The sequence below is a fragment of the Paenibacillus zeirhizosphaerae genome (genome assembly GCF_030705605.1).
In the GTDB taxonomy this organism is placed as follows: Bacteria; Bacillota; Bacilli; order Paenibacillales; family Paenibacillaceae; genus Paenibacillus; species Paenibacillus zeirhizosphaerae.
This window is the reverse complement of the sequence record NZ_JAPCKK010000016.1, coordinates 686,796-707,161: the sequence shown is the minus strand read 5'-3', so window position 1 is coordinate 707,161 and position 20,366 is coordinate 686,796. Positions and strand designations below refer to the sequence as shown.

Annotated in this window: 13 protein-coding genes and 1 pseudogene; 6 read left to right on the top strand and 8 right to left on the bottom strand. The window is 50.3% G+C overall.

Annotated elements, in window-relative coordinates; translation table 11 throughout:
• Window positions 1-17 precede the first annotated feature (17 nt).
• The 3 genes from OIN60_RS12940 to OIN60_RS12930 form a co-directional block, all read right to left on the bottom strand.
• The gene (locus OIN60_RS12940) at window positions 18-1,085 is read right to left on the bottom strand and encodes a hypothetical protein (protein WP_305755265.1); all 1,068 of its coding nucleotides are present in this window, start codon (window positions 1,083-1,085) and stop codon (window positions 18-20) included.
• 228 nt (window positions 1,086-1,313) lie between these two features.
• Window positions 1,314-2,240 (bottom strand): YqhG family protein, encoded by a 927-nt coding sequence (locus OIN60_RS12935; RefSeq protein WP_305755264.1) that lies wholly within the window; start codon window positions 2,238-2,240, stop codon window positions 1,314-1,316.
• A 1-nt stretch (window position 2,241) separates the two neighbouring features.
• Window positions 2,242-3,990 (bottom strand): DEAD/DEAH box helicase, encoded by a 1,749-nt coding sequence (locus tag OIN60_RS12930; protein WP_370872482.1) that lies wholly within the window; start codon window positions 3,988-3,990, stop codon window positions 2,242-2,244.
• A gap of 318 nt (window positions 3,991-4,308) precedes the next feature.
• Between OIN60_RS12930 and OIN60_RS12925 the strand changes: the two genes are divergently transcribed.
• Window positions 4,309-7,974, top strand: a complete 3,666-nt coding sequence (locus OIN60_RS12925; protein WP_305755263.1) for a ribonucleotide reductase barrel domain-containing protein — start codon at window positions 4,309-4,311, stop codon at window positions 7,972-7,974.
• 709 nt (window positions 7,975-8,683) lie between these two features.
• Here the strand turns inward: OIN60_RS12925 and OIN60_RS12920 are convergent.
• Together OIN60_RS12920 and OIN60_RS12915 are read right to left on the bottom strand one after the other, a co-directional pair.
• Complete coding sequence (locus OIN60_RS12920) at window positions 8,684-8,845, bottom strand: nuclear transport factor 2 family protein (RefSeq protein WP_305755262.1); 162 nt, start codon at window positions 8,843-8,845, stop codon at window positions 8,684-8,686.
• A 51-nt stretch (window positions 8,846-8,896) separates the two neighbouring features.
• Window positions 8,897-9,586 (bottom strand): SDR family NAD(P)-dependent oxidoreductase, encoded by a 690-nt coding sequence (locus OIN60_RS12915; protein ID WP_305755261.1) that lies wholly within the window; start codon window positions 9,584-9,586, stop codon window positions 8,897-8,899.
• Between the two features lie 162 nt (window positions 9,587-9,748).
• Here OIN60_RS12915 and OIN60_RS12910 point away from each other — a divergent pair, with 162 nt between their 5' ends.
• A complete protein-coding gene (locus OIN60_RS12910) occupies window positions 9,749-10,345 on the top strand; it encodes a TetR/AcrR family transcriptional regulator (RefSeq protein ID WP_305755260.1) in 597 nt (198 codons plus the stop codon).
• Between the two features lie 32 nt (window positions 10,346-10,377).
• Here the strand turns inward: OIN60_RS12910 and OIN60_RS12905 are convergent, their stop codons facing one another.
• From OIN60_RS12905 to OIN60_RS12895, 3 genes are all read right to left on the bottom strand, one after another.
• A complete protein-coding gene (locus tag OIN60_RS12905) occupies window positions 10,378-11,208 on the bottom strand; it encodes a carbohydrate ABC transporter permease (RefSeq protein WP_305755259.1) in 831 nt (276 codons plus the stop codon).
• Between the two features lie 25 nt (window positions 11,209-11,233).
• Window positions 11,234-12,121, bottom strand: coding sequence for a carbohydrate ABC transporter permease (locus tag OIN60_RS12900; RefSeq protein WP_305755258.1), 888 nt, complete (start codon window positions 12,119-12,121; stop codon window positions 11,234-11,236).
• Window positions 12,122-12,219: 98 nt separating this feature from the next.
• Window positions 12,220-13,470 carry a sugar ABC transporter substrate-binding protein gene (locus tag OIN60_RS12895; RefSeq protein WP_305755257.1) on the bottom strand — a complete coding sequence of 417 codons (1,251 nt, stop codon included), beginning with the start codon at window positions 13,468-13,470 and terminating at the stop codon, window positions 12,220-12,222.
• 509 nt (window positions 13,471-13,979) lie between these two features.
• Here OIN60_RS12895 and OIN60_RS12890 point away from each other — a divergent pair.
• From OIN60_RS12890 to OIN60_RS12875, 4 genes and pseudogenes are all read left to right on the top strand, one after another.
• Window positions 13,980-17,336, top strand: coding sequence for a GH36-type glycosyl hydrolase domain-containing protein (locus OIN60_RS12890; RefSeq protein WP_305755256.1), 3,357 nt, complete (start codon window positions 13,980-13,982; stop codon window positions 17,334-17,336).
• A 104-nt stretch (window positions 17,337-17,440) separates the two neighbouring features.
• Entirely contained in the window at window positions 17,441-18,406 is a 966-nt protein-coding gene (locus tag OIN60_RS12885) for a LacI family DNA-binding transcriptional regulator (RefSeq protein WP_305755255.1), read from the top strand.
• 154 nt (window positions 18,407-18,560) lie between these two features.
• A complete protein-coding gene (locus OIN60_RS12880) occupies window positions 18,561-19,928 on the top strand; it encodes a glucoamylase family protein (protein ID WP_305755254.1) in 1,368 nt (455 codons plus the stop codon).
• Window positions 19,929-19,945: 17 nt separating this feature from the next.
• A pseudogene (locus OIN60_RS12875) lies at window positions 19,946-20,317 on the top strand (MFS transporter); the annotation flags it as partial.
• Window positions 20,318-20,366: the final 49 nt, after the last annotated feature.

The following is a 20,366-nucleotide window of genomic DNA, read 5'->3' as shown; positions in this document are numbered from 1 at the left end:
ATTCGGTTAGTATGGTCTTAATGTCCTTCGTTCTCCAGCGTATAAAATGCTCCAGCGGCTGCAAGGCGGCTAAACGGCAGGTAACGGGTCATTTGTCCGGTGTATTCTGTTCGTACGTAAAGGATTCCGTCCGTTGCTGAATCACCGGAAGACCACTGCTGGTATCCGCCTACAGTAAATGGAGAGTTAAATACATAATTAAGCCCTTGGGCGCTGTAAATCATCCTAGGAGATGCTTGCAGCGCTTCTTCAAATTCACTGCTGCTCTGGAGAGAAAGCGGTTTTTGCTGTACCCATGCCAGATCGGCGTAGGGGTTGTGATCGGCTAAGGAAGAATAGGTATCCGTCAATGCGGAATCCGTGAGTGGAGAAGCCATACCGGCCGAGCTGGCCGCCTGTTCGAGCTTGCTTCTCCAGCCGGGTTCTTCCAATGGCAGATCCTGTCCGGTAAAAGCGTCTATATATAAGGTTTGCTCCCAGGCGGGGGATTGTACGGTCCAATAAACCAGAGCAGGCTCCTCATATACCGGTATCACCCGGATATTTTTCGTGGTGGTCTGAGCAGCCGCGGCCAGTGATTCGATGACAGGCTTTAATACATTCAGACTGAAGGGAGGCAGGCTTCCGGTTCCGTATTCGTTTAACTGGAGTGAACCGTCCTTGCCCTGGCTTATGATCATATAGCCCGCAGACTCTCCTGCTGTCTGCACCAGCACAAGCCAGGCGTGCGTTCCGGGGCCGAGCGGACTGAAGGTTAAATTAGCATTCTTCCACCCCTTGAACGACGGTTGGGCGGCAAGTGAGGCCTGGGCTGCTTCCGCAGTGAGCTTGACGGCCTGGGGAGCGGCCCCGGAAGGCATGACTTGGCTCAACAGACTGTCCGCTTCATGCTTGCTATGAGTGGCCTGTTGGCTTTGATGTCCCTGGATTTCTGGCAACGCTGGCGATGATGAATCGGAGGGGACGAAGGCTTGTCCACTGATTTCGGCACGGACCGGTAGTGAACATAGCCCTGCAGCCGTAAAAGCGATAATGGCCGCTGCGAGAAGTCCCGGACCTTTGCCCGATGCGTTTCTGCGTCTCATGGATACCCACCTCTTTCATAAAAAACTTATCTGCTGTGTGGCAAGTTAAGCATAAACCGGGTGCGGTGAGAATACTGCCGCTTGGTGTCGCCGGACAAGTCATAAAGAAAGGCGTATGCTGCTGTCGATTTGCAGGCCGAATGCCTTTCGCCGGGAAACGGGGAGCCTGAATCGGACGAATGATGGCACCCTGCGGCTCAGTCCGCTGAATTTTGAAAGGATATGTCCTCAGCGGAGATGAAAGAGGCCGCAGTTAATAGCGGAAATCAGCACCTTCGGTTCATATTGCCAGGACATTTCCTGGCGGCGGGCGTTGTGCTGCTCTTGCAGGGTCGTCCGTTTGGTCTCGTCAGGCTCCTTCAATAAATCCTCGTAATACAGGTCAATCATCGCCAGTTCTTCAGCAAGGCGTTCTCTCGCCAGCTCGGACCACCGGTAATCCCGCCCCCGGATTTCTTCTATTAAATAGGACTCCAGTTGCGTCACCGCAGCAGCAAGCGGAAGCTTGACCGGGGGGATGTGCATGTTCCCGGCAAGCTGAGGGCTCAGCTCCTTGCCAACGAGCAGCTTACCGAAATCCTTCTCGATCTGTCCCGTCCTCATGGAGATGCCGAGAAAGTGCAGTTCCTCCCGCTTCACGTCACATACAAATTCCACCTTAAAGCAACCCCCCAACCAGGGTTCATATTTTACCGGTCTGCGTGCATCAAGCTGCTGGGGATCGGCCTGCTCGAACAGGTTGACATAGCGGCCGCCTTCGCGGGCGGCGGCGAAAATCTGCTGCAGCCTTCTGCTGCCAAAGCTGACATCCTCACGCAAGATGCGGTTGGGACCGAGCTGGGGCAGTGCAGGAGCCGTTCCAAAGTATCGGGCAAGCATTCTGTTCGGATCGGGATTTGCATCTACAGGTGGAGCGGCTTGCTGTAGTTGCTCGTAAGCGGCCGGATCAAATACGAAGGTATACGACATCGTTTCCGGCGGTACGCCGGTACGTTCGACATAACCCCAGTAATACGGCCGGTTCGTCAGCGCTTTGTCTGCCTCGGGAGACAGCTTGACGGTGACGTGTGCCGGTGACTTTTCAATAATGCTGCAGCCAGTGGAGCGCAGGTAGGACATCACATAACAATGGATATCGTCAGTACTCATGGACAAGTTAACATTCTCCTTTCAGCGGCAAACTGCGACCCTCCCGCTCTACTTCTTGTTGGATGGCATCAAGGGAATGGCCGAGCAAATGAAGCTTGCTGCGGATTTCATCCTCATTGCCGGATTCCAGTATAATTTTGTACAGGCTTTTCTCAATGGATTCGCGCTGCTCGAACCGTTCGAGAATGACGTCCAGGCCGCCGATGACACGCTCGAACATATTGATTTTCTCATGCAGCAGGTTAAGAATATGCTCTTCAATGGTGCCTGTCGTGGACAGGTTGTAAATGTGGACATCGTTCTGCTGTCCGAGTCTGTGCACACGGCCGATCCGCTGCTCAACCCGCATCGGGTTCCAGGGCAGATCAAAATTGATCATCTGGCTGCAAAACTGCAGGTTAATCCCTTCGCCACCGGCTTCGGTAGCAATCATGACCTGTACCCGACCGCGGAACAGATCCATCATCCAATCCTTGCGTCCCCGGTTCATGCCCCCACGGTAAGGAACGGCCGTCAGTCCGCGTTCTCTGAAGTAATTGAGCAAATACTCCTGTGTGGCCCGGTATTCTGTGAAAATGATGACTTTATCGTTCATTTTACGGATCAGCTCAAGCGTTTTTTCCGCCTTCGTATTGGACTTGATCGCCTTGATCGCTGCGACAAGCTCCCAAATGCGGTCGCGCAGCGGGGAATCGGGGGCCAGCTTCTTGGCAAGGTTTACCAGGGTGACGAATACCGCGTCACGGCTGCTGCATACCTCCCGCTGCAGTGTCACCATGGACAGCATGCTGCTCAGATTGCCGCCGTTCGCCTGGTACTGATCTCTAACGAACGAGGTTACGCCATCGTACAGGTTCTGTTCGTCAGGCGAAAGTGTCAGTGTGATATTGGAGACATGCCGTTTGGTAAACTGCACAGGCCCTTCGCCGCGCCGGTTGCGGATCATCACCTTGGATAATTCATCTTTCAGTTGCTCCTCATTTTTGGGAAGACGCTTATCGACGACAAAATTGGCTGAGAAATCCCCTTGTTTTCCCAACTGCCCCGGCTTAAGAAGGGTGATCAGGTTGAAGAGCTCGGACAAGTCGTTCTGTACCGGAGTCGCCGTCAGCAGCAGGCAGTACTTTTTACGGAGCTTCGTGATGAACTGGTAGTTGGTCGTTTTTTTGTTCTTCAGCTTGTGCGCCTCGTCGATGATCAGCAAATCATAATCCGTATCCAGCAAAATATCACAATGCGGCTCGCGTTTGGCGGTGTCCATGGAGGCAACGACCACGTCGGAGTACCAGGAATGGGCCTTCTTCTGGGCGACGGCAGAAATGCCGAATTTGCTGTTCAACTCCCGTACCCATTGCAGCACCAGCGAAGCAGGCACCAGAATCAGCACTTTGGACGCAAGGCCGCGTAGTATATATTCTTTGAGAATCATGCCGGCTTCGATCGTTTTGCCAAGTCCGACCTCGTCAGCGAGAATGGCGCGTCCGGACATTTCAAACAGCACCCTGCGGGCCGTATCCAGTTGATGCGGGAGAGGGGTCAGCTCCTGCAGATGCTTCAGACACTGGAGTTCATCGAAGCTTGGCACGATGTTGGCCTCTTCCGCTTCAATAGAAAGCCTGAACAGCTCCCAGTCTCCCCAGGGTCCTCCTTTTCGTACTCTTGCATCCAGTTCTTCCGCCCATGAACGGTCGAAATGGACAGGGACAGGCAGCCCATGCCCGGACGGAGCAGCAGTTGAATTTGTTGTCGGTCTCACAATAGTTCCTCCCTCCTGAGGCTAATGACAGCGGCACTGTACACTCGTAGGCATTAGTATGGACTTAAAGCAGAGAGTTCATAACCGGCCGTGGAAGATTGGCAGAGCAATGCTATGAAATGAAGTATCCACCCTCTGCAAAATTCACAATTTCGAAATGATAAAACCTATATATGGTATGTTAAAATGAAATTCAAACACAATATATTGTGATTTGGTTGTGGAAATCCGTTTTGTGCCAGCGCCTGGGCGGTTATTAATAGATGACCGGACTTATACGGGATTTCTAATCATCACAACGATTGGGAGGCTGATTCTTTGAAAACGACGCAGCAGAGACTGACAGGTTTGAGTGAAAAAATATTTCTGGACCGCTACGCCTGGAAGGATGCGGATACAAACAACGCCAAGGCTGGCGACGTCGTGCTTGTCCTAACCAAGGATGACCCCAAATTCCCGACCAAGGAGGTAGGCGAAATTGTCAGCCGTGAGGGGAAAAAAGTGACGGTCCGCACCCGCTGGGGTGAAATGATTGAGACTGACGTAGAGAAGCTGACATTGAATATAGAAAAGACACCGGAGGAGATGTGGGACCGGCTCGCCCAGGCGATGGCATCGGTGGAGAAGACGCCGGAGCTGCAGGAGGAATGGCGTGATAAGTTCCGCTACCTGCTCGACGATTGGAAGCTGGTGCCCGGAGGGCGCATTGCGGCAGGAGCGGGGGCAAGCGACGAGCTAACCTTGTTCAACTGTTATGTCATCCCTTCGCCAAAGGACAGCCGGGGTGGCATTATGGAGACGCTGACCGAAATGACGGAAATTATGGCACGCGGCGGCGGTGTGGGCATCAACCTGTCCTCCCTGCGCCCACGGCGGGCTATCGTGAAGGGAGTGAACGGTTCTTCCAGCGGTGCGGTCTCGTGGGGTGGTCTGTTTAGCTATACGACTGGCTTGATCGAGCAGGGGGGAAGCCGGAGGGGAGCCTTAATGCTTATGATGAACGACTGGCATCCGGATGTGCTGGATTTTATCACCGTCAAACAGACGATGGGGCAGGTGACCAACGCGAACCTGTCGGTATGCGTGAGTAACGGCTTCATGAAAGCCGTCAAGGAGGATTTGGACTGGGAGCTGGTATTCCCGGATACAAGTGCGCTGGATTATGACGAGCTATGGGATGGCGATCTGGACAAATGGAAGCAGGCCGGACGCAAGGTTGTTCACTACCGGACAGTCAAAGCACGCGAAATCTGGCATACGATTATCGAATCGGCTTGGAAATCCGCTGAGCCTGGCGTTGTGTTCATGGAATACTACAACCAGATGTCCAACAGCTGGTATTTCAATCCGATTATCTGTACGAATCCGTGCTTTCACCCGAACACACGGATTACAACGGAATATGGGCTCATCACCATCGAAGACTTATATAAGAAAACAAAAGGTGAAGCTTTTCTTGTCGGAACAGATTTAAGGCTCGTGGAGCAAGCGAAAGTTGTAGGGGGAAGAAGCTACGAGGTTCCTGGGTTAAGAATGCGGACAGCTACCGTCTTCCCTACGGGACAACGAGAAACCTTGAACATTTCATTGAAAAACGGCATGGAGATTTCAGTGACTCCCGAGCATCGTTTGTACACCAATCATGGATGGAAAGAGGCAGCGCAATTAACCACAAATGATTACGTTTACTTGCAGTCTGGTGAGGGAGGATTTGCAGCCCAAGATGCACTTGGCGAGGAGTGGGGGCTTTTCCTTGGATGGCTGACAGGAGACGGCTGGATCTCCAAGCGTGGAGATGTTGGAATGGTGTTTGGAGCGGCAGACAGCGAAGTTATCCCCCAGTTGCTTAAGGCAGGAGAGAGAATAACAGGGGTTACCGCCAAAGTTTTCGAGCGAAGCAACGGTACTAAACAAGTGTATTGGTGGCGGAAAGCGCTTGTTGAGCAGCTTTATGAATTGGGGGTTAAGGCAGTAAGGGCTACAGAAAAAGAAGTTCCCTCTGCACTGTTCACTTCGTCCCGAGCTACCGTCACTGCTTTTCTGCAAGCATTGTTCTCCGCTGATGGTACGGTGTATGAGCGGGATGAGATGCATCGGACAGCGAGATTAACTTCGGCCTCGCGGAAGCTGTTGCAGGGAGTACAGTTGCTCTTGCTGAATTATGGAATCAGCAGTTCCATTTATTCCAGCTCCGGGTTTTATGAATTAATCGTGAACGGCAACAACCTGGTCGTTTTTGCAGAAAAGATCGGCTTCAAATTTGTGACAAGAAAACAGCAGGCGTTGGAGCGGATTGCCAGACCTTCGCGCAAGTCGGAAAAATTCGCCTCAAAGGTAAACAAGATCGAAAAAGGTGATGTCGTTACCGTATATGATATTCATGAGCCGGAAACCAACTCCTTGATTGCCGGGGGAATGGTGGCTCATAACTGTGGGGAACAGGGCCTTCCCGGCTGGGGCGTCTGCAATCTGTCCGCCATCAACCTGTCGAAATTTTACGATGAAGAGCGGCATGATGTGGATTGGGAAGAGCTGGCACAGACGACGAGATACTCAGTCCGTTTCCTCGATAACGTCATCGACAAGACGCCGTATCATTTTGCGGAAAATGAGAAAAATCAGAAAAAAGAGCGCCGTGTCGGGCTGGGCACGATGGGATTGGCCGAGCTGATGATCAAGCTGAACATCCGTTATGGCAGCCCGGAATCGCTGGAGTTCCTGGATAAGCTGTATGGTTTTATGGCGCGTGAAGCCTACCTAGCCTCTGCGGATATCGCGGCGGAGAAAGGCTCCTTCCAGACTTTTGATGCAGAGAAATATGTGCAGAGCGGGTTCATGAAAAACATGATCGAGGTATATCCCGAAGTCGCAGAAGCGGTCGCTGCCAAAGGCATGCGCAACGTCACGGTCATTACCCAGGCGCCGACAGGCAGCACCGGTACGATGGTGGGCACCTCCACAGGCATTGAACCGTACTTTGCGTTCAAATATTTCCGGCAGAGCCGGCTTGGCTTCGACGAGCAGTTCGTGCCGATCGCCCAGGAATGGCTGGATGCTCATCCGGGAGAAAAGCTGCCTGATTACTTTGTCGCGGCCATGGATTTGTCCGCTGAGGATCATATCCGGGTACAGGCCGCCATCCAGCGCTGGGTGGACAGCTCCATCTCGAAGACGGCGAACTGTCCGGCTGACTTTACGGTCGAAGAGACGAAAAAGCTGTATGAGCTGGCGTTTGATCTGGGCTGCAAAGGTGTGACCATTTACCGCGACGGCAGCCGGGACGTACAGGTGCTGTCTACCGAAAAAAAAGATGAGGGGACCGCGGATGCGCCGCAGAAGGAGGGGGAAGCGAAAGAATCTGTACCGACACCGATACCGACAACAGCAGAGGTGGCCATTCAACCCGCCGGAAAAGTGGTAGATAAACAGTATAAAAGCCGCCCGCAGGTGCTGCGCGGAGCGACCTACAAAATCAACACCCCGTTCGGCATGGCCTATATTACGATCAACGACCTGAACGGAGCACCGGCAGAAATTTTCCTGAACGTCGGTAAGGCTGGCTCGGACGTGTTCGCAATGGCGGAAGCCTTGGGGCGGGTATGCTCGCTCTTCCTGCGTTACGGCGACCATGGCCACAAAGTAGAACTGCTCGTGAAGCATCTGAAGGGCATCGGCGGTTCCGGGGCGATCGGCTTTGGGGTGAACCGGGTCGAATCCATTGCTGATGCGGTGGCGAAGGCGCTAGAGATTCATATACAGAGCGGGATTGTGGAGCATGAGCTGGACACACCAGCCCCGATTGCGGCTACACTGGCACAGGAGGAAAGCGTTTTTGAATCCAATCATGGCGGCGAAGACGGAGCGGGGTACAGCCACCAAACAGCGACATCCCGCGATCTGTGCCCGTCCTGTGGCTCGGCCTCGCTGCTTAATATCGAGGGATGCAAGACCTGCAGCAGTTGTGGATATAGCAAGTGCGGTTAAACTGGATGTGAAAAAATTATGTATTCCTTGTAGCCCAACTTTCGCAGCATGAAATCAGCAAACAGGCCTTGATGTAACTGGGCAAAACGGAGATTCACTGCTGGAGTTGACGCTGAATCAGCAGATAGCTTTTTTCTAGCTTTCTTGGAAGAAGGGGATTCGTCCCGCTCAGAGTCTGGCATCCAGAGTGAGACGGGTGTCTATAGGGTATGGTGTTATGGTGTTTGGTGTCCGTTACCTGATGCCTGTTGTCTCTCCATACAGCTTTGCATGATTATCCCTTTTGCTCAGACTCTCAGTCCGTTTCACATCACCTAAACGCTCTGCTTTCTCCTAAGATCGCCTCATCTCGAACCGATCTGTTGCTCCATAAGGTACGATCAAAAAAATAATAGACCCATTTGATGATCCCGAATAGCGTAACCACAGGCATTTTCGTGCCTCACTTCGTATATTTTCGGTTCCCGGTTTTCTATTTTTCTGTACCTGATCCAACGGGATAATCATGCAAAGCTCCCGGGCAGCGAGTTCACATGCCTCGCCACAGTCAACGGGCGGCTTGACTGTCAAGCACTTAACTCAACTTTCGCAGCATGCAATTGGCAAACTGGCAAGGAGAGAATTCGAATTCCTCAGAACCCAGTAGCTACAAAGGTTTAATTGGATTTGTGCTCTGCGAAAGTTGAGCTTTAGAAAATAGTTTAGAATGTTAGCCCTGTAATGGTCTTGCTTCTATAATGATAAAGTGAGCAATGCGTTCCTTTATTAACCAAGTTCCGTTTTGGCGTACATATTCATCATCATATCTGACACTGTAGTCAGTAATTACTTCTGTGCCATTCTCATCTCGTACCATTTTAACTGGGCGCAAAAATACCCTCCTTCATAAAGTGAGCCTGAGCGCTAGGCACTCCGTACTTGTTTAGAATACGACGGTTTGAGGAGTAACGCCTTTGGGATACTCTTCTTCCCATGCATTCTTTTCTGTATAGGCTTGGTACCACATGTCTGCAATAACATCTGGATCATCGAATGTGCCCGTCCCTGGTTCCTTAATAAATAAACCTAAAGATCGGTGACCAACGAAAATACCTTTAAGCGACAGTTCACTATGAAGATTGGCAATATAATTGCGCAAGCCTGACATTGCGATACCGATATTGCCCATCATTGGAATGGGATACAGTGCGGATAATCCTGTTGTAAACAACAAAGCACCTTCCTTCTTGGACAGCATATCCGGCAATACAGCATTTACGGCATGGATGGCGCTGACAACATAGCCTTCAAATTGGTCCCTTGCATTTTCCACCGTTAGCTCCAATACAGAAGTCGGAGGGAAATTACCCGGTGTAGGACTGAATTCCAGTACATCAATATGTCCGTACTTCTCTTTAACTCTGGTAATTGCCTTTTCAATTTGTTCTTTACTGTAAATATCAGCCGTAAAAGAAGAAGCTTCAATACCCGCAGCTTTTAGTTCGTCTACCATCTCTTGAAGCTTCACGGCATTTCGCGCAACTAATGCTACTTGAAAGCCTTCTTTGCCAAAGCGCTTGGCCAAGGACAATCCGAATCCCTTACCTGCTCCAATGATCGCTATTGTTTTCATGCGTTTATCTCCTTTTTGAATGGATGAATTTTATTGCGTTTGACGTTTTCAATTGTAGAACGTAGAATTAAACCACTCAATGGTCGATATTCAGCGATGTGACAATTAATAGTCATATTTTCTTGATTTGACTATTATTTTTATTGGATGGAGAGTTTACAAATGGGTAAAGACAAGGTAGACCTACGTATTTTAAAAACAAGGAAAGCTATTAAAGAAGCCTTCTTGACGCTAGTTCAGAATAAAGGCTACGAACGGATAACCGTACAGGACATTGCCGACGAAGCCATGATCAATCGAAACACTTTTTATTTACACTATGTGGACAAACCTGATTTGATGGAAAATTTATGTCAGGCAAGCATGGGAAAATTAAATGTTTGCTTTAGCTTGGATAAGAAAGATAAAGGGATCCATGCAATAGATAAGGAAATGTTTATCTCCATCTTAAATGAAATGTTTAAAGCTATAGAAGCCGACATTGTTTTCTTTAGAACGATGCTTAGTCAGAATGGTCAGCTTAACTTCTCAACTCGTTTAAAAGAAGCTTTAAAAGATTTTATTCTTTCGGGTATGGGTGGTCATTATCTTAATCCTAATCCAAAAACGAAAATCGGCCTGGAATACATGATGTCAGGGCTAGTCGGCGTGATTTGTATGTGGATTTTAGATCCAGAGCATTTGGGAGTTGAAGAAGTTATCGAACATTTGAGCGAAATTCATTTTAATAACGTACTGGACTTGTTAAAAAACATTTAGTTTTGATTTGGGGAATATTGGGCGGTTAAGGATTACTTCATCCCCGAGATCGAATAGTTTTCGATAATGTGTTTCTGGAAAATAATGAAAATGATGATGATTGGCACAACCATAAACGCCGAGCCTGCCATCTGCAGCGCGAAATTTCCTGCGTACTGGCCTTTTAGCAGCTGCAAACCGACCGACAGCGTATACAATTTCTCGTCGTTGGCGATAATGATCGGCCAGAGGAAACTGTTCCAGCCAGCGATAAAGGCCAGAATCCCCTGCACAGCAAGGATGGGTTTAGAGATCGGCAAGGCGATTTGCAGGAAGATGCGGAACTCTCCCGCACCATCCAAACGCGTTGCTTCCAGCAGTTCGTCGGGAATAGTCGACATAAACTGGCGAAACAAGAAGATGGCAAAGGCGCCAACCATACTCGGAAGCGCAATTCCCAGCATGGTATTGGTCAGACTCATCATGTTCAGGATCAGATAGACCGGAATCATCGTGACCTGACTGGGAATCATCATGGTGGCCAGCACGAGGTAGAACAAGCCATCCCGGCCTTTAAACTGGTATTTGGCGAAAGCAAAGCCAGCCAATGCGTTCAGGAACAACCCGAGAAAGGAAAATGCGACGATGATCAACGTATTGCGCAAATAAACGCCGAACTGCATATTTTCAAATAGCTCGTTGAAGTTGTTCAAGGTAAACTGCTGCGGCCACAGCGTTGGTGGAATTTGTACCACTTCGCTTTCCGTCTTGAACGAGGACAAGATCATCCAAACGAACGGCAGCAGCATGAGCAGGCTAAGCACGCCCAGCAGGATTCCAATCAGCCATTGCAGCGATGTATCACCTGAGGTTCTGGTTTTCATGCGTTATACACCTCCTGGGATTGCATTAGACATGCGCTTCCTTGTTTTGAAATTTATATTGCACAAGCGTAATCAGGATAATCGCGAAAAACAAAATAAAGGATCCTGCCGCAGCATATCCGAATTTGCTGAATTGAAAACCGTTATTGTAAATGAACAAGGCCACGGACAGCGTCCCGTCCAGCGGGCCGCCATTGGTCATGACGAACGGCTCTTCGAAGAACTGCAGCCAGCCGATCATCGTCGTCATCGACACAAAGAAGATGGCAAAGCGCATTAGAGGGATCGTGATTGACCAGGTTTGCTGCCAGGGACTGGCTCCGTCGATTTGAGCCGCTTCATAATACGTCCTCGAGATGCCTTTGAGCGCGGCGATGAAGATGAGCATGTTAAGGCCAATGGCCCGCCAAATGGCCAGGATGATCAGTGAAATTTTCGCCATGACCGGGTCCTGCAGCCAAGGCACGGGATCCAGGCCAACCGAGGTTGAAATATAGTTGAGCAGCCCTAGCGACGGGTTGTACAGATAGCTCCAGACGACGGCGACCGCCACGACGTTGGTGACTGACGGCATATAGAAAATGACCCGGAACGCTTTGAAAATGCGGGCTCTGCCAGCGTTGATCATCAGAGCGATCATCAGGGAAATGACAATCACGAGCGGAACGCCGATAATGACGTAGAACAAGGTGTTAAAAATCGATTTTTGAAAAGAAGAATCTTGCAATACTTCTTTGTAATTATCAAAGCCGATGAAGCTGATGTTCGAATAGTCGGCCAATCCGGCCATATCCATGTCGGTAAAGCTGATGATGAGTGCGATGGTGATCGGCAGCAGCGAAAATAGCGCCAGCAGAATCAAAGTCGGCGCAATGAACAGATAAGGGGCGTTTTTTTGCGATAAACCTTTCATTAACGATCACTTCCTTTGTTTAGGCGCTTCTTCACATAAATCAAACCGCGTTCCGCCGACAGCCCGGTCGGCGGATTTTGGCGGTCGCGGATCTGCTGTTATTTGCTGAGGATTTTCTCCGCTTCGGCGTTAAAAGTGTCCATTTCGCTTTGGACATCTGCCCCTCCGCGCACGATACGTTCAAAGCTCTTCAAAAAGGTTTGGGCAGTTTCCTCGAACGTTGTCAACATCGGCATCGGTTCGGAGTTTTTCAACTGCTCTTTAAGCGCTTGATAGTTCGGATCGTCATTCAGGGATGGGTCATCCCATGCTTTTAAATTGGTTGGGAGCGATTTGGTCAATTGCATCCATTTGATTTGTGTTTCCGGTTTGCTCATGTATTGAATGAACTTCAATGCTTCATCCTTATGTTCGGTATATTGGAATACCGACAAATCGGAGCCGCCCAGCAAGGAGGTGTTATTCTTTTTGGTTGGCAATGGGGCAACTGCCCATTTTCCTTCAAGATCCGGTGCTTGAGTTTTAATCAGGTTGATATTCCAGGGACCACTGATGAACATCGGAACAATGCCTTCGCCGCTAAGTCCTTGCACTGCGTCCAGCCCCAGGTCGATCGGAGCCGAACCATCCTGGAAGAATCCGTCCAGATATACAACGGCTTCCACGAACTCCGGCCGGTTGAACAGCGGTTTGTTTTGGTCGTCCAGCAGCTTGGAGCCGTTTTGGCGGGCAAACATAAATGCCAGCGATTGCTCCTTCATGTCGATCGTGATGCCGTATTTGCCCTGTCCGCGAGCAGCCAGCTTTTTGGCGGCGTCACGCAGCTCGTCCCAGGTTTTCGGGGCTTGCTCGTATCCTGCTTCTTTAAGCAGGTCGGTACGGTAGAACAGCACGCGGGTTTCGGTATACCACGGAACCCCAACGATTTTACCGTCATACTTCGTCGTGTTCACGGCACCCTCAAAGAATTGATCTTCTTTAAACTCGGGATATTGATCCACCAGGGGAGTCAAGTCAAGCAGAGCTCCGGCGTTGGCAAACTCAGGAATCCAAGATGTCCCCATCTGGATGACGTCCGGTCCTTTCTTCGAAGCGACTGCCGTCAGCAGTTTGTCGTGCGCATTGGCCCATGGCAGTGCCTGAACGTTGACCTTGATATCCGGGTTTTCCTTCATGAATTCGTCGGCGATTTGTGGCAGTGATTTGGCTTCATCGCCCATCGCCCACACATTGATTTCTACCTGCTTATTACTGCCGGAATCCGCGTTATTGTTTGAACCACATCCTGTAAGAATACCGGTGAGAAGCAGCGAGCTTGCCAAAATAGTCGTTGCAGTTTTTTTCCACATAAGGATCGTCCTTTCTTATAATGATAGCTGTAAGTACCCTCTTGAAGGGATAAGCACCTCCTTGTTGGTCATGCGAGTGAAATCGCCCCCTTGTAGTAAACTAAATCGTGTGCCGATGTAAGCAGTACGACTTTAAAAACGTTTCGATTTTGATAAGAAAAACGTCTACCGACGTAGTTCAAAGAAGACGGACCGCGCTTAGCGGAAATTTTTCCTGCGATTATAGAATCGCTCAGCTCCGCTGAAAATTTATAAATTCTATAATTTTAAAAAAGAGTCTTTTTAAACGTTTCGATTAATTATAAAACAGAATGTAATCGCATTCAATATATTTTTTTCGGTGACGAAAGTTTCTCGAAAGTATTAAATTGGCTTCATCGTAACGTTTCGATAATTTGTGTAATCGCATTCAATTGAAATTGACGTATTCAAGGATTCGATATATAATCCACTTATTCCGATAATTGAAACGTTTCGATAGATGTATATGAATTAGGGAGTGGGGTATTATGGCAGCAAAAGAGGCGAGAACGGTCCTTCAAGCGGGGGATTTGGCCTTTACGTTATGGGATAGCGGCGATATGTACGAAATGAAATACCGGGAAACGATGATCAATCAGTTGTTATCTGGTCTGGTGGAAGGTTCATTGAACAATCTTTATTTGCGGCTGCACCATCCAGAAGGAATTCAAGCGGTTCCTTTGCTTGGCGTCCGCTCGAACGGCCGGGTGAAAGCCGGTGCAGCGGCGGCTGTTTGGGACGGCGAGGCGGTGGGGATTCGCTACCGGATCGTTTTGACCCTGGATCCGCGGGGCGTTTGGTTTTGGGACGTCCGGCTGGAGGGGCGCACACCGTGCGAGATCGACATCGTGTATGGACAGGATGTTGGCATCGCCGAACAAGAGGTCGTGCGCAGCAATGAAGCCTACTTATCGCAGTATATCGACCATGCGGTCTTCAGGCATGCACGCCGGGGAATGGTTGTCTGTTCCCGGCAAAACCAGCCACAACAAGGGAAATTCCCGTATTTGCAGCAAGGTTCGCTGACCAAAGCGATCGGTTATTCGACCGACGGCTTCCAGTTTTTCGGGTTGTCATATAAGGAAACCGACCAGCCCGAAGCGCTGGCCCGACTTGACATGGCCAACAGTATCTATCAATACGAATTTGCGTACACTGCATTACAGTCGGAACGGGTAACATTGTCCGGCGCAGCGCGGTTCGTATTTTACGGATTGATTCAGGAAGACCATCCCGCGGCGATCGAAGCGTTGGAGTACGAAGAGCTGATAGAGGATGCTTGGAACAGAGTTGAATCTGGAGTAGCTACGGTTTCGGCGGCGGATACCGCCGCTGTGGGAGAAACGGTATCGCGGGCTGCGGCGATCGGCGAACCGCTGCGTACCGAATCGATGAATGAAGCCGAACTCGAAGTGTTATTTCCAAGACGTCATCACGAGGAGCGCGAGGATGGCGTGCTTCTGTCTTTTTTCACGGATACGCACGAGCATGTTGTATTGAAGGAAAAAGAGCTTCGAGTGGAGCGCCCGCACGGCATGATCCTGATGTCGGGCGGCAATGATCGGGTAGACAGGGACGTCATCACGACGACATCTTATATGTACGGCGTTTTTAATTCGCAAATTGTAGTAGGCAATACGTCGTATCATAAGCTCATTTCCAACGTACGGAACGCGCTGAACGTTTCCAAGGCGTCGGGACAGCGGATTTACGTGGAAATGGACGGGGTTTACCGGCTGCTGACGATGCCCTCGATGTTCGAGATGGGCTTCAACTATGTACGCTGGACGTATAAAACACCGGACGACACGATCGTTGTGACGAACTACACGGCGGTGGATGCGCCGGAATTGACGCTGCGCGTCGCTTCTGCCAAGGGGCGGACCTACCGGTATTTGGTAACCAATCAGATCGTTATGAACGATCATGAATTCCTGTTGCCATACCGGATGGAGCAAGGTGAAGGAACGCTGACGTTCCGGGCCGACGGCGCAGCGCTTTCAGCGTCGGTTTATCCGGATTTGGCCTACCGGATGCATGTCACGGGCACGGACTTCCAACGGTTTGATGAAAGCAAGCTGGCTCCCGGAGCGGCACAGGGCAGTTCTTCGCTGGTGGTGCTGGAAACGGAAGCAAGCGCGGATTGGACATTGACCGTGCAAGGACTGCTGAACGGCGGCGAACCGCCGTTATCCAGCCGCGGGGAGCGGGAGGAGATCGCGCGTTACCGCGATTTTTTAGGACAGGTCATGAACGGTTTCCGCTTGACGGCAGAAAGGGAAGCTGCGGAGGAGCTGCAGAAGCTAAATGCGCTCGCTTGGTGGTACACGCATAACATGCTGGTGCACTTCTCTGTGCCCCACGGGCTGGAGCAATACGGCGGGGCGGCCTGGGGAACGCGTGATGTGTGTCAAGGACCTGCGGAATACTTTTTGGCCGCGCAAAAATACGGGGTGGTCAAGGACATTCTCAAAACGGTGTATGCGCACCAATACGAAGAGGATGGTAATTGGCCGCAGTGGTTCATGTTTGATCGTTATTCCCGAATCCAGCAGGAGGAAAGCCACGGCGACATCATCGTATGGCCGCTGAAGGTGCTGGGCGACTATTTGGCGGCTACCGGGGATTACGGGATTCTTGATGAAGAGGTGCCGTACACAGTAAAAGGAAGTTTTGATCCGTCTGCGGACAAAGCGACGATCCGTGAACATGCGAAAAAGGAAATCGGCTATATCCGCAGCCATTTCCTGCATGACACGTTTTTGTCGTCCTACGGGGACGGCGACTGGGACGATACGCTTCAGCCGGCTAATGCCCAGCTCAAGCGGTACATGATCAGCAGCTGGACGGTGGCGTTGACATACCAAACATTCCGCCAACTGGCGGAGGCGTTGCCGCCTGAAGAGCAGGCATGGGCCACCGAACTCGCGGACCTTGCGGCGGGCATCAAACGCGACTTTAACAAATACATGCTGGGCACTGAAGTGATTCCGGGGTTCGTATACATGGAAGAACCGGGACAAGCCGAACTGATGCTGCATCCGGCAGATACGAAAACGGGAATCCGCTACCGATTGCTGCCGATAACGCGCAGCATGATCGCCGAGCTGCTGACCGCCGAGCAGGCGGAAGCGCATTATGCCCTGATCAAGGAAAAGCTGTATTATCCGGATGGCGTGCGCCTGATGGACCGTCCAGCGAAATACCGGGGCGGCGTCAGCACGCATTTCAAGCGGGCGGAGCAAGCGTCCAACTTTGGACGTGAGGTCGGACTGCAGTATGTGCACGCTCATATCCGTTTCATCGAAGCGATGGCCAAGCTGGGGAAAGCTGAGGAAGCCTGGAGAGGGCTGCATATGATCAATCCGGTCGGCCTGAAGGACGTTGTGCCGAACGCCGAATGGCGGCAAAGCAATGCATACTTCAGCAGCTCGGACGGCAAGTTCGCCACCCGTTACGAAGCGGACGAGCGCTTTGACGAGCTGCGGAGCGGCACCGTGCCAGTGAAAGGCGGCTGGCGGATTTACTCCAGCGGTTCGGGGATCTATATGAATCAACTGATTTCCAACTGTTTAGGCATTCGTCGCCATGGTGAAGAGCTCGTCATCGATCCCGTGCTGCCGCCGCATCTGGACGGGCTGCGATTTGACTTCGCCTGGTTGGACATTCCAACTTGCTTCGTTTACCGCATGGACGGCCAGGGACGCCGGGTGCGGATCAACGGCCGGGATGTCCCCGTTCGGGAGAACCCCGGATTTTACCGCAGTGGCGGCGTTCGCCTCAGTCGGCAGGATTTCGTGGCTGAAGGATCGAATGAACATAATGTCGTCGAAATCTTTATGTAAACGCTGATTCCGCTGATTCGAAATTCTAAGCTGAATCGGCTTGCAATTTAACTTCATAATGAGAAGACAATTTTTTGAACCAGCTACTTTAAGGAGAGAAATTTGTGGTTAGCATTAAGGACATTGCCAAACAAGCCGGAGTCTCTATCTCCACGGTATCCCTTGCATTAAACGGCAGCCCGAAAGTCACGGACGAGACGAGCGCAAAAATCCTCGCCATCGCCGAACAACTGAACTATGTACCCAATGCTGCTGCACGCTCCTTAAAAACCCGGGAGTCCAAAGTTATTGGCGTATATTTAACCGACTACAGCGGCGGGTTTTATGGAGACCTGCTGCAGGGTGTCAAAGAGGTGCTCAACCAGAAAGGATACGACATGGTCGTGTGCAGCGGCAAGCAATCCCATCGCTTCCTTCCGGAGCGCATGGTCGACGGAGCGATCATTTTGGACGCGACGTTTTCCAGTGGGGAGTTGCTCAAGTACGCCGATCTCGGGCATAAAATTGTGGTGCTCGACCGCGAGTTGAGTCACCCGAACATCAATCAAGTGCTGCTGGACAACAAAGCAGGCGCCGCTTTGGCTATCGAGTATCTGATCGAGCAGGGACACCGCGAGCTCTACGTCGTAACGGGCCCAAAGGACTCGTATGACTCGAAGCAGCGGCTGAAGGCGGTGAAGCAGACGGTGGCCCGTTTCGACGGGGTGCAGCTGATTGAAATCGAAGGGAATTTTAACAAAGACGACGGGGAACACGCAGCAGAGCAGATTTTGCGGGAATATACTTCTCCCGTGGCCGTCTTTTGCTTGAATGATGAGATGGCGATCGGGTTCTACAAGGCGGTGAAGCATACCGACTATGAGATCGGCAGGGACATTCACGTGATCGGCTTCGATAACATCGAATTGGCCGAATACACGGTACCGCGACTGGCCACGATCGATTACTCCAAACGCAAGTGGGGAGCACTAGCCTCCGAGCAGCTGCTGAACATGCTGGCCGGGGAACCGGTAGAGCATGAGCGGATATACGTGATTCTGGTCAAAGGCGATTCGGTGAGAAAAGCATAAGCTGATGCGTCAGCATATAAGCGCCAAGCGGTTTCAAAGGAGAGTTGCGTCTCAATATGAGCGCTTGGCGTTTTTTAGTTTGATCTGTATAGCAAAGTTTGATCAGAATATTGAAACGTTTCGATAAAATTATAATTCGAGAGGAGAAAAATGAATGAAGAATGGAAGACTCGTTAGTTTCATGTTGACCGTTGGCCTTTTAGCAAATCTGATTGTAGCTCCGATGGCTTCAGCCAGTAACGCCGGAACCCAAAATGCTTTTCACGCAGAATTGAAAGCGGTTGCAAATAAAACCTATAAGTACTTCCAGGACCATACGGATCCAAACACGGGCATGACCTACGATGAAGTGCGCATCACGGAAGACGGAGTAAAGGAAGCAAAGCACACCTCGCCGACAAATATCGGCATGTATATGATGAGTACCGTTTCAGCACAACAATTGGGCATTATTTCAAAAAAAGAAGCGGTTAAGCGCATTCAAATCACTTTAAATACGCTCAACAAGCTGGAAAAATGGAACGGCCTGTTCTATAACTGGTACAACACAGATGACGGTTCCATTAAGAAAGATTGGGGACAATTTATCTCTCAGGTGGATAACGGCTGGCTTTCCGCAGGCTTAATTGTCGTTGGGCAAGCCTACGAAGAGCTGTACGGTCAAACAAGCAAGCTGGTTGAGAATATGAACTATACACCATTATATGATCCGGAAGTCGGCCAGTTCCGCGGCGGCTATGATGTTGCTCAAGGCAAACTGACCGATCATCATTACGGAATGTTTTACACGGAACCGCGTGTTGCAAGCTATATTGCCATCGGAAAAGGAGACGTGCCTAAGGAGCATTGGTGGAAAATGTATCGTACATTGCCGCAAGAATGGGATTGGCAGGCTCAGATTCCGCAAGGACAAAACGCGCAGTACGATGAAGTGACCGTTTTCGAGGGAAGCTATGAATACAAGGGTGTAAAGTTCGTACCGAGCTGGGGAGGAAGTATGTTTGAAGGGCTAATGCCCGGAATCGTTTTGAAAGAAAAAGAGCTTGGCACACAAGCATTGGGGTTGAATAATAAACGTCATGTAGAGCTGCAAATCGCCTATGCCAAGGAAAAAGGATACTCTGCATGGGGCTTCTCGCCGGCTGCAACTCCAACAGGATATAGTGAGTTTGCAGCAACACCGTTGGGTACATCAGGCTATAAAGATGGAGCAACCGTAACTGCACATGCAACATTTCTTGCTCTGGATTATGCACCTGAAGCTGTGCGGAAAAATATCAAAGCTTTAAAGGACTTCAATATGCACGGGAAATACGGTTTCTATGATTCAGTGAATGTAGACACAGGAGAACTTGCTAAAGCTTATCTTGCGCTTGATCAAGGGATGATTATGGTGTCCATTGCTAACTATGTCAAAGATGGAGTCATTCGTAATTATTTCCACAGTGATCCGATCGGCCAAAAACCGGAGGAATTATTGGAAAGAGAGGTATTCGGGATAGTCCCAAAAGTCAATTTGTGATTTTTCATCCCCCACTCGGATTGTTTGTCGATCAAAAATTTGGGTTCGAGCTTAAGGATATCGCCTTTATTATTACGTTCGGCTCCATAGCCGGCGCTGGGATTCAGGCTACGGCGTTCCGTTGGATCTTGAAACGCTTTGGCGATAAACGTGTCATATTGGTGTGCCTTTTCTTTGCGAGTCTGTTTATTCTTCTGACGTTATTCGTTCATAAATTCTGGCTGATTTTTGCCGTGACGTTCATTATTTTCCTGACGATGGACATTTGACGTCCGGCGATCAGTACGAAAATGTCCATGGTTGCCAAGGATCAGCAGGGTTATGTTGCGGGTCTTAACTCAGCTTTTACGAGTCTTGGCAATATTATGGGCCCATCGTATCCGGGTTTCTGATAATTTGGAAATCGCAACAAATGATCTTTACAAATAACGTTTTCGA

Bases quoted from the DNA above. Each gene is read 5' to 3' on its own strand.
- OIN60_RS12940 (WP_305755265.1), bottom strand. From the start codon at position 1,085: ATGAGACGCAGAAACGCATCGGGCAAAGGTCCGGGACTTCTCGCAGCG.
- OIN60_RS12915 (WP_305755261.1), bottom strand. From the start codon at position 9,586: ATGAAAACAATAGCGATCATTGGAGCAGGTAAGGGATTCGGATTGTCC.
- OIN60_RS12910 (WP_305755260.1), top strand. From the start codon at position 9,749: ATGGGTAAAGACAAGGTAGACCTACGTATTTTAAAAACAAGGAAAGCT.
- OIN60_RS12905 (WP_305755259.1), bottom strand. From the start codon at position 11,208: ATGAAAACCAGAACCTCAGGTGATACATCGCTGCAATGGCTGATTGGA.
- OIN60_RS12900 (WP_305755258.1), bottom strand. From the start codon at position 12,121: ATGAAAGGTTTATCGCAAAAAAACGCCCCTTATCTGTTCATTGCGCCG.
- OIN60_RS12895 (WP_305755257.1), bottom strand. From the start codon at position 13,470: ATGTGGAAAAAAACTGCAACGACTATTTTGGCAAGCTCGCTGCTTCTC.
- OIN60_RS12890 (WP_305755256.1), top strand. From the start codon at position 13,980: ATGGCAGCAAAAGAGGCGAGAACGGTCCTTCAAGCGGGGGATTTGGCC.
- OIN60_RS12880 (WP_305755254.1), top strand. From the start codon at position 18,561: ATGAAGAATGGAAGACTCGTTAGTTTCATGTTGACCGTTGGCCTTTTA.